Origin of the sequence: Rathayibacter tritici, from assembly GCF_002932875.1 — a bacterium.
GTDB lineage: Bacteria > Actinomycetota > Actinomycetes > Actinomycetales > Microbacteriaceae > Rathayibacter > Rathayibacter tritici.
In genome coordinates, this window is sequence record NZ_PSWS01000009.1 from 1 (window position 1) to 1,013 (window position 1,013).

Here is a 1,013-nt window from a genome sequence, read left to right on the forward strand (position 1 = left end):
GTCACCGACCTCGAGACCAGCTGCTTCACGGGCGAGTACATCACCGGCACCGTCACACCGGAGTACCTCGACTGGGTGGAGCGCACGCAGCTGAGCTGATCACCGCCGCGCGGGCGAACTCGCGGCGGGACACGATCGGGGTCGGCCGGGTCAGCACCTGCTCAGCGGTGTCGCGTGAAGCGTCCTCGAGGAGCGTCAGGTCGCGGCCCCGCGTCTCCGGAGTGACGGCGTTGGTCGCGAGCGTGATCGCCGCCAACACGACAACCTAGATCGCGATCGGGACGGATACCGCCACGACATCGGACCGCTTCGCATCAGCGGCGTCCTCGAGGGCATGAAACCCGAGGACTGGATCGGCGACCCTGGCCACATCGGTCTGGGAATGTTCACCCCCATCCGAAAGAATCCCCACTGCGACACCCTCGAATGGGAACACCACTTCAATAAAGACGTGAACTCGATCCACTACCACATCGAACGAGCCATCACCCACATCAAGAACTGGCGCATCCTCCACACCGATTACCGACGACCCTTCTCCACCATCACCCAAACAATCTCCGCGGTCGTCGCACTCCACCTTCTCAAACAAGCCGCGTGAATACCCCTCCTTGCACTCCTTCTGCGGGGGAGATAGTCGGATGCCAGAACGGGGTCGACCGGAGCATTGGCTTCCCGGTCGATTCGGCGCCTCGTCTCGAGCAGATGCGATCCGTTATTGCGGACGCTGTTCACGTCGTGGGACACCTCGAGGCTTATGCAAAATTGGTTTTTTGCCGAGTGAAAAAGATGAGTCCGCGGACGGCGTTGAAGGCATCTCGGAAGGTGCGCAGTGGCCGCCGGTAGTCGGTGTGGAATATCCGCCAGGTCTTGATGCTAGCAATTGTTCTCTCGATCACGTAGCGGTGGGTGTTTGAGCTGCCCAACGTTTCCTGGACCAGTTGAATAGTTGTCTACGCGGCGAGGTTCTCGGTGATCCATGCCTGCTCGGCTTCGTTCGGGGTCCGATAGTC

The 1,013-nt window shown here is 60.8% G+C and carries 1 protein-coding gene; it reads left to right on the plus strand.

The window, feature by feature from the left end; all coding sequences use genetic code 11:
* Positions 1-334 precede the first annotated feature (334 nt).
* Positions 335-601 (plus strand): transposase family protein, encoded by a 267-nt coding sequence (locus C5D07_RS16360; protein WP_104258543.1) that lies wholly within the window; start codon positions 335-337, stop codon positions 599-601.
* Positions 602-1,013 lie beyond the last annotated feature (412 nt).

Excerpts from the sequence above, each read along its gene's own strand:
- C5D07_RS16360 (WP_104258543.1), top strand. The coding sequence starts at position 335 with ATGAAACCCGAGGACTGGATCGGCGACCCTGGCCACATCGGTCTGGGA.